Origin of the sequence: uncultured Nevskia sp., assembly GCF_903885465.1 — a bacterium.
Lineage (GTDB): Bacteria > Pseudomonadota > Gammaproteobacteria > Nevskiales > Nevskiaceae > Nevskia.
In genome coordinates, this window is record NZ_CAISIQ010000276.1 from 1 (window position 1) to 8,212 (window position 8,212).

Annotated in this window: 12 protein-coding genes; 10 read left to right on the forward strand and 2 right to left on the reverse strand. The window is 65.1% G+C overall.

The window, feature by feature from the left end:
* The 10 genes from QZY06_RS10310 to ureG all read left to right on the forward strand — a co-directional run.
* Window positions 1–648 (forward strand): FAD-binding protein (locus QZY06_RS10310; RefSeq protein ID WP_295683729.1); only part of this gene is annotated, 648 nt, incomplete at its 5' end.
* Between the two features lie 32 nt (window positions 649–680).
* Window positions 681–1,184, forward strand: a complete 504-nt coding sequence (locus QZY06_RS10315; protein WP_295683732.1) for a DUF2939 domain-containing protein — start codon at window positions 681–683, stop codon at window positions 1,182–1,184.
* 58 nt (window positions 1,185–1,242) lie between these two features.
* Complete coding sequence (locus QZY06_RS10320) at window positions 1,243–2,028, forward strand: succinate dehydrogenase iron-sulfur subunit (RefSeq protein WP_295683735.1); 786 nt, start codon at window positions 1,243–1,245, stop codon at window positions 2,026–2,028.
* Window positions 2,029–2,176: 148 nt separating this feature from the next.
* Window positions 2,177–2,794: a glutathione S-transferase family protein gene (locus QZY06_RS10325; protein WP_295683738.1), complete on the forward strand. Its 618-nt coding sequence runs from the start codon at window positions 2,177–2,179 to the stop codon at window positions 2,792–2,794.
* 59 nt (window positions 2,795–2,853) lie between these two features.
* Window positions 2,854–3,207 carry a YkgJ family cysteine cluster protein gene (locus QZY06_RS10330; protein WP_367275611.1) on the forward strand — a complete coding sequence of 118 codons (354 nt, stop codon included), beginning with the start codon at window positions 2,854–2,856 and terminating at the stop codon, window positions 3,205–3,207.
* Between the two features lie 53 nt (window positions 3,208–3,260).
* Entirely contained in the window at window positions 3,261–3,494 is a 234-nt protein-coding gene (locus QZY06_RS10335) for a succinate dehydrogenase assembly factor 2 (protein WP_295683743.1), read from the forward strand.
* On the forward strand, window positions 3,463–3,954 hold the full coding sequence (locus tag QZY06_RS10340; RefSeq protein WP_295683745.1) for a protein YgfX: 492 nt from the start codon (window positions 3,463–3,465) through the stop codon (window positions 3,952–3,954). The genes QZY06_RS10335 and QZY06_RS10340 overlap by 32 nt, the downstream gene beginning before the upstream one ends.
* The gene (locus tag QZY06_RS10345) at window positions 3,951–4,850 is read left to right on the forward strand and encodes a DNA-3-methyladenine glycosylase (RefSeq protein WP_295683746.1); all 900 of its coding nucleotides are present in this window, start codon (window positions 3,951–3,953) and stop codon (window positions 4,848–4,850) included. The genes QZY06_RS10340 and QZY06_RS10345 overlap by 4 nt, the downstream gene beginning before the upstream one ends.
* Entirely contained in the window at window positions 4,847–5,392 is a 546-nt protein-coding gene (locus QZY06_RS10350; protein ID WP_295683749.1) for a methylated-DNA--[protein]-cysteine S-methyltransferase, read from the forward strand. Before QZY06_RS10345 ends, QZY06_RS10350 begins: the two co-directional genes overlap by 4 nt.
* Before the next feature lie 103 nt (window positions 5,393–5,495).
* A complete protein-coding gene (gene ureG, locus QZY06_RS10355) occupies window positions 5,496–6,116 on the forward strand; it encodes an urease accessory protein UreG (protein ID WP_295683752.1) in 621 nt (206 codons plus the stop codon).
* A 135-nt stretch (window positions 6,117–6,251) separates the two neighbouring features.
* Here the strand turns inward: ureG and QZY06_RS10360 are convergent, their stop codons facing one another.
* Window positions 6,252–7,517 (reverse strand): patatin-like phospholipase family protein, encoded by a 1,266-nt coding sequence (locus QZY06_RS10360; RefSeq protein WP_295683753.1) that lies wholly within the window; start codon window positions 7,515–7,517, stop codon window positions 6,252–6,254.
* A gap of 186 nt (window positions 7,518–7,703) precedes the next feature.
* Complete coding sequence (locus QZY06_RS10365) at window positions 7,704–8,159, reverse strand: choice-of-anchor D domain-containing protein (protein WP_295683755.1); 456 nt, start codon at window positions 8,157–8,159, stop codon at window positions 7,704–7,706.
* Window positions 8,160–8,212: the final 53 nt, after the last annotated feature.

The window sequence follows — 8,212 nt, forward strand, 5'->3', positions numbered from 1 at the left end:
ATTCCGGGCCTGATGGCCGTCGGCGAAGCGGCCTGCGTGTCGGTGCACGGCGCCAACCGCCTCGGCTCGAACTCGCTGCTCGATCTCGTCGTCTTCGGCCGCGCGGCGGCACTCCACGCGGCGACCATCGTCAAGCCGGGCGCCAAGCACGGCAAGATTTCGGCCGCGTCGGAAGAGCAGGCGATTGCTCGCTTCGACAAGCTGCGTCACTCGAACACCGGTGCGCGCGGCACGGCGGAAATTCGTCTGGAAATGCAGAAGACGATGCAGAGCCACGCGGCCGTGTTCCGCACTTCGACTTCGTTGACCGAAGGTGTCGCGAAGATGAAGAAGACCATCGAATCGTTCGCCGACGTCAAGGTCAGCGACAGCTCGCTGGTCTGGAATTCGGACCTGATGGAAACCCTGGAACTGGATAACCTGCTCGGTCAGGCGCTGGTCACGGTGGCTTCCGCCGAGAACCGTCATGAATCGCGCGGCGCCCACGCCCACGAGGATTTCCCGGATCGCAGCGATAGCGAGTGGACCAAGCACACGCTGGCCTGGCGGCCTGAGGCGACGAGTGTTGCCTTCGGCTATCGCCCGGTGCACATGACCGTGCTCGATGACGAAGCCAAGGTCATCCCACCGCAGAAGCGCACCTACTAAGGTCCGCGAACGCGCATGACCGGAAAGCACTCATGAATCGCGGCCTGATCATCGGCGTGGTCGTGGTGCTGCTGATTGCCGTGATGGCGGTCCTGGTGTCGCCGCTGCTCGGTCTGCAAGGTTTGCGGGATGCGCTGGTGTCGCGCAACGCTGAAGCGCTGGCCGAGCACGTCGATGTCGAGCGCCTGCGCAGCAACGTCGCCGCGCGCATCCGCACGCGCTACGCGCAGACCGGGGTCAAGGTGCCGATCGAGCCGCTGGTCGAACGCTTGCTGACGCCGGTTGGCCTGGTCGCTGCGATCTGCGACGGCGGCTCGCTGACCGTGCAGGGCACGGTGCCGACCAACTGCGACATTCATGGTGGTCTTGGCGATGTCCGCTTCGAATCCGCCAATCGTTTCAGCGCGGCGTTGAGCCGCAGCGGTCAGGTCGCGGCAACCGTCGTCATGGATCGCGCGGGCCTGCGCTGGCGGCTGGTGGACATCGTGTTGCCGGCTGCGGCTTACGACCAGCTCAAAGATGCTGTCCTGAACTAGCACTTCTTTTCAGATTCCCAATCAGATTCAAATTCAGATTCAACCTAGGAGCAACCTCATGGCACAGCTCACCCTTCCGAAGAACTCGACGATCGACCGCAGCGCCGGCAAGGTTTTCAAGGCGCCGGCCGGCACCAAGAACGTTCGCGCGTTCAAGATCTATCGCTACGATCCGGACACCCAGGCGAACCCACGCGTCGATACCTACGAGATCGACATGGATAAGTGCGGCCCGATGGTTCTGGACGCGCTGATCAAGATCAAGAGCGAGATGGACGCCAGCCTGACCTTCCGCCGCAGCTGCCGCGAAGGCATCTGCGGTTCCTGCGCGATGAACATCGACGGCACCAACACCCTGGCCTGCACCAAGGCCTGCGACGAGGTGAAGGGCGAGGTCAAGATCTACCCGCTGCCGCACATGCCGGTGATCAAGGACCTGATTCCCGACCTGACTCATTTCTACGCCCAGTACGCGTCCATCGAGCCGTGGCTGAAGACCGACACGCCAGCGCCGACCCGCGAGCGCCTGCAGAGCGAAGAAGACCGCGCCAAGCTCGACGGCCTCTACGAATGCATTCTCTGCGCCTGCTGCTCGACCAGCTGCCCGAGCTACTGGTGGAACGGTGATCGCTACCTCGGCCCGGCCGTACTGATGGCGGCTTACCGCTGGCTGGTGGACTCGCGTGACGAAGCCACCGGCGAACGTCTGGACCAGCTCGAGGATCCGTTCAAGCTGTATCGCTGCCACACGATCATGAACTGCGCGAAGACCTGCCCGAAGGGTCTGAACCCGGCGCTGGCGATTGCCGAGACGAAGAAGATGCTGATCGAAAGACGTGGCTAAAGGCTGCTGGCGTTGATCAGAGGCGGCCTTCGGGCCGCCTTTTTCGTTGGCTCGCAAAAGCGCTCATCAAAATGCTCATCCCTGTCGATTTCTGGTCTGCTCGTTCGTCGAGTCATGGAAGCCATCATCATTCGGACGGAGAACGAGCATGAAGATCTACTGGTTCAAGGCGCAGGCGCCGCTGCGGGTCCTGGCGCTGGTCAAGCATCTCGGCATCGAGGCCGAGTTTGTCGAAATCGACATGATGGCCGGTGGGCTTCGAAAGCCGGATTACGCGGCGCTCAATCCCAACATGAAGGCTCCGACCTTGGTCGACGGCGATCAGGCGCTATGGGAATCGTCGGCGATCATGGCGCAGCTGTGCATCAAAGCGGGTTCCGATCTGTGGCCGGCAAACCATCCGGCCGAGCAGGTCGAAGTGCTGCGCTGGCTGTCGTGGAACGACGGTCACTGGGCGCAGGCGATCGGGCCGTTCTACTTCGAGCACATCGTCAAGGCGACATTCGGTATCGGGCCTGCGGACCTCGAAAGCCTGAAATCAGGCGTTGCGGACGTTCTGAAATTCGCGAAAGTGCTGGACGGCCATCTGGTCGGTCGTAGCCATGTCGCCTGTGGTCGGCTGACCATTGCCGATTTCCAGCTCGCCTCGATGGCGCGCTACTGGCGGGAATCACAGATGCCGCTGGCCGGCTTCCCCCACATCGTTCGCTGGCTCGATGGCCTGATGCAGATTCCGGCCTGGGCCGATCCCTGGCCGGCGAAATAGGTAGCCTGTGGGCGGGCCGAGGTCTGGGCCAGGATGAAGCGGGGCACATCGACATGAGTCTGAGCGACGACGATCGCGTCATCGACGCGCTGCGCAAGCAGATTCCGTCGTTCGCCTGCGTGTCCGGCTGCCACGACTGCTGCGGCCCGGTCACCGCGTCGTCTACCGAGATGGCGCGGTTGCCGCGCAAGAGCACGGCGGCGCGTGATGCAGCGCTGGCCGAACTGAGTTGTCCGCATCTCGGCGAGAACGGCTGCACCGTCTACGGCGAACGGCCGCTGATCTGCCGCCTGTTCGGCACCACGCCGCGGCTGCCGTGTCCGAACGGCGCACGGCCTGAGGTGATGATCGATCCGAAGGTCGAGCAGCGGATTCACTGGTTTGCGAAACGGACTCGGCAAGTGCTGGTGTAGCAGCCGCACCATCGGGTGATAATCCGCCACCCTCTTTCGAACCCTTCCCATCCATGAGCGATCTCGCCCGACTCCGCTTCCTGTGCCGCCGCGGCATGAAGGAACTCGATGTGCTGTTCGGTGGCTATCTTGCCCGCCATTACGAGACTGCCAGCCCTGACGATCAGTGGGTGTTCCTGCGCCTGCTGGAATGCGAAGACCCGGATCTCTGGGCCTGGATCATCGGCCAGACCCCGCCTCCTGCCCAGTACGCCCATGTCATCGAACAGCTTCAGCGCAACGATTGATCTGCGCCCGCGCGCCAGCCTGCGCGGGCTGCAGGGGCTGGTGATCGTCCATATCGTCGCGGCTGCGTTGGTCTTTGCCGCACAGCCGCCGGACAGCTCCGGGCTACTGCTGTCCGGGCTGCTGATGCTGTCCTGGTTCAGCCTGCGTCGGCATACCTTGCTCGGCTTCGGGCCGAAGGCGTTGACCCGGCTGACCTGGCATGCAGCGGACCACACGGGCAGCGCGAAGTGGACGGTCGAGAACGGCAACGGCGCGTCCTTCGAGGCGAGCTTGCTGCCGTCGAGCATCGTCAAAAGCCAGCTGATGCTGCTGAACTTCCAGCTTGCTGACGGGGTGCGCCGCAGTCGCGCGCTGTTCGGTGACGAGGCCGATCCGGAACTGCTGCGCCGCCTGCGTGCGCGCCTGCTGTCCGGCGAAGCCCTGACCAAACCGAAGCCCAAGCCGAAGACCGGAGAGTGAGCAGCGACACGCTGCGTCTGACGCTCGACTACCAGCCGCCGCTGGCCTGGGACGCGCTGCTCGGCTTTCTCGGTGGCCGTGGTGCGGCCGGTGTCGAAGCGGTGGTCGATGGCCGTTATCTGCGCACCGTCAATCTTGCCGGCGCGCGTGGCTGGCTCGCAGTGTCGGCCACGAAGAAGGTCGATCAGCTGGCCGTCGAGCTGTCGCCATCGCTGGAACCGGTGCTGCCGCTGTTGACCGTGAAGCTGCGCCAGCTGCTCGATCTCGAAGCTGATCCGATTGCCATTGCCGCCGTACTCGGTCGCGATGCCCGGCTCGCGCCGGTGATCAATGCAACGCCCGGCCTGCGCGTGCCCGGCGGCTTCGACGGCTTCGAGCTGGTATTGCGCGCGATCGTCGGCCAGCAAGTCACGGTCAAGGCGGCGACCACCTTGTTCAGCCGCTTCGCTGCGGCCTTCGGCGAGCCGGTGGTGACGCCGTTCGCCGAGCTGAAATTCTTCAGCCCGCGCGCTGCGCTGATCGCCGAAGCGGAGCTGCAAACCTTGATCAATCTCGGCCTGACCCAGCGCCGCGCGACCAGCATTCACGCCGTCGCCAAGGCTTACGTCGCGGGCGAGCTGGTGCTCGAGCCAGGCTGCGATCACGTGGTCGAGCTGGAACGTTTCCGGGCGATTCCCGGCATTGGCCACTGGACGTCGAACTACGTCGCGATGCGCGCGCTCCGCGATGCCGATGCCTTTCCGACCGGCGATCTGGCGCTGTGCAACGCCCTCGGCGGCATCAAGCCGAAAGCCGCCGATGCCGCCGCCGAAGCCTGGCGGCCGTATCGCGCCTATGCCGCGCTGTACCTGTGGCGCTTGCTGCGAATGGGCACCAACACCGAGGCCGGCGGATGAGCCTGAGCAAACACGAACTGAAACAGGCGGTGGCCGGGGTGACCGCGACGACGGCGAAGCCTGCGACCCTCTACTGCATCACGCCGAGCCCGATCGGCGAGCTGCTGCTGTTCGGCAATGGCCAGGCGCTGCAGGGCCTGTACATGGAGAGCCAGGAGGTCTGGCCGCAGAAGCAGCCGGACTGGTGCTGGGACGAGGCGCCCTTCAAGGCAGTGATCGAGCAGCTGCGCGAGTATTTCGATCGCAAGCGAACGAGCTTCGATCTGCCGCTGGCGCCGGTCGGCACCGCGTTCCAGCAAAGAGTCTGGGCCGCGCTGCTGGAGATCCCCTTCGGCGTGACCACCAGCTACGGCGAACTGGCGACGAGGCTGGGCGATGCCAAGGCTTCGCGCGCGGTCGGCCTCGCCAATGGCCGCAATCCGATCTCGATCATCGTGCCCTGCCATCGGGTGATCGGCGCCAACGGCAACCTCACCGGCTACGGCGGCGGCCTGGAACGCAAGGAATGGCTGCTGCGCCATGAAGGCGCGCTGCTGCTTTGAGCGTGACGAACGCGGGGGCAATACGTCATCCGCCCCTGCGCAGCACGGCCACCGTGGTATGACCATTGCTGCACGCTGTGACAGACCTCAGGACGAAACGACGATGACGACGCGAACCGAAGCACTGCGGCTGGGCGTGGGCGGGCCAGTGGGCTCAGGCAAGACTGCGCTGGTCGACAGCCTGTGCAAACGCATGCGCGCCGACTTCAACATCGCCGTGGTCACCAACGACATCTACACCCGCGAGGATCAGGAATTCCTGATCCGCAGCGCCGCGCTGGCACCGGAGCGTATCCGCGGCGTCGAGACCGGCGGCTGTCCGCACACGGCGATCCGCGAAGATGCCTCGATGAACCTCGCCGCGATCGACGAGCTGAACAAGGACTTCGCCGACCTCGATCTGATCATCGTCGAGAGCGGCGGCGACAACCTCGCCGCGACCTTCAGTCCCGAACTGTCCGACTTGACGCTGTACGTGATCGACGTCGCCGCCGGCGACAAGATTCCGCGCAAGGGCGGGCCGGGCATCACCAAGTCCGATCTGCTGATCATCAACAAGATCGACCTGGCGCCATACGTCGGCGCGTCGCTCGAAGTGATGGATCGCGATGCCAGGAAGATGCGTGGCGAGCGGCCGTTCGTGTTCACCAACCTGAAGACTGGTGTGGGGCTGGACGAGGTGATCGCGTTCATCGTGAGGCAGGGGATGCTGGCTGCGGCTTAGCTGTTCGTTTCACCGCCAAACCCCTTCTGTCATTCCCGCGAAGGCGGGAATCCAGTTTTCTGCTTTCGGCGGAGCACTCACGTCAGAACTGGATCCTCGCCTGCGCGGGGATGACGATGACTGCAGAGGCCGGCACTACTCCTCGGCGGTCTCGCCGCGGCTGGCCGCCACTGCCGGCTGACGCAGAAACGCCTCAATCTCGTCGATCCGAGACGAGGCATCCTGGTAACCGATGCGGATCAATTCCCGCGTGTACTCGGCGTCGAACAGCAGGTAGCTGGTCAGATCGGCGCTGCGTGCGTCGGGCGTGCCGAGCGCGTCAAGCAGATAGCGCACGGTCGCCGGAATCCGGTGCTTCAGCGCGTTGGCGATCACCGCCAGGTCTTCCGACGGCGAGATCGCCAGCGGTTCGACCACCTTGATCGGCTCGCGCATCTTGCCGTTGACGGCTTCGCGGCTGGCCTCCGGCATCGCCGCGATCAGCTCGTTCATCCGGCGCAGATGATCGAGATCGGCGTCGAGATGATCGAGGAACACCGCGTTCATGAACACGCCGCAGATCTGCGATAGCGGCGGCCGCCGCAGGGTCATCGCATCTTCTTCACCAGCCGGCGCCAGTTCGGCGCGAGTCAGGTTGTCGGCGGCGGCAGAACAGCGAATGCCGATCGCCAGCAGCCGGTTGGCACCGAGGCGGATCGCCGGACTCATCGGCGTGGTCAGACGCAGCGCGCCGTCACCGAACCAGGCGGTGACGCCGTCGATCATCACCGGCGCCGGTGGAAACACCACCGGAATCGAGGCCGAGGCACAGACATGCTCGATGCCGATCTTGGTCGCCAGCGCCACCCGCCGGCTTTTCAGCCACAGCGGATGGCCCTTGCGGCCTTCGATGAAGGTGTAGGACTTGCCGGAGTGATAGCCGGTCGCGGTGACCGCCAGGGCATACAGCCGGCCGGCATCGATGGCCCGGCCGACGCCGCCGATCGGCAGATGCTCCTTCAGGAACGCCGGCAGCGGCGAGGTATCGAGCAGCGACGCGACCCGGCCGGCGCCGAAGTTCGCACCGGTCACCACATCAAGCCCGAGCTTCCAGCCATTGCGCAGCAGCGCACGGACATCGGTGCGATAGACCTGCTCGGTGCGCAGCTGCGACCACAGCCTGGCCAGGCGGCGCGTGGCGTCGTGAAAGTCCTCGCTGCCACCGGCGATCAGGGTGCCGTTGATCGCGCCCGCCGAAGCGCCGGTGACGATCGGAAACGGCGACGGACCGCCACGCAAGGCCGGAATCTCGCCGATCCGTTTCAGTACGCCGGCCTGATAGGCGCCGCGCGAACCGCCGGCCGTCAGCACCAGGCCGGTCTTGCGGCCGAAGCGCCAGGCGGCGTCGACGTGGCCGGTCATGGTTGCGGCAGCAGCGTGGTGCTGCGTTTTCTGCTCGTGTGCATGGGCGTCTCCTCGCACGGCGGATCGCCGTGTCGCTATGACCGGAGATCGAGCAAAACAGGTGCCATCAGCCCCGCTGCCCTTCGCGCGGCCGTGGAGAAGCCCCGCCCCCTGGCGGAGACAAGGCTCGAAAGCCTGCCTCGATCAGCCGCCCTTGCCGGTCAGGCTGACGACCGTGGGATTGCCCGGCGCGTTGCTGGTGATGGTGATGCTGCCGCTGCGCTTTCCGGTGACGGTGGGCTTGAAGCGCCCGATCAGCGTGCAGCTCTTGCCGGCTTCGAGGACGCGCGGGCAGTGGTGAGCGCCGGAGAAATCACCAGAGATGGCGATGCTCTGGATCTCCAGCGGATCGGTACCGCTGCTGGTGATGCTCAGGTTGCGATCGGTGCTGCTGCTGCCGACTTTCACCGTGCCGAAGTCGTAGCTCGAGACACTGGTCTCGATGGCGGGCCCCTGAGCTGTCGGCGGCATTCGGGTGGTACTGGTGAAGGTGTCGGATACGCCGCCCACCGTCAGCCGGGTATCGGTACCGGTGGAAAACTGCGCCGACGACATATGCCGCACGCACACCGTCTGATCCTTGCCGATGGTGCCGGGCAAGCTGGTGTAGGTGGACGTGCTGACGATCGACTAACTGCCGACCTCGACCGAGA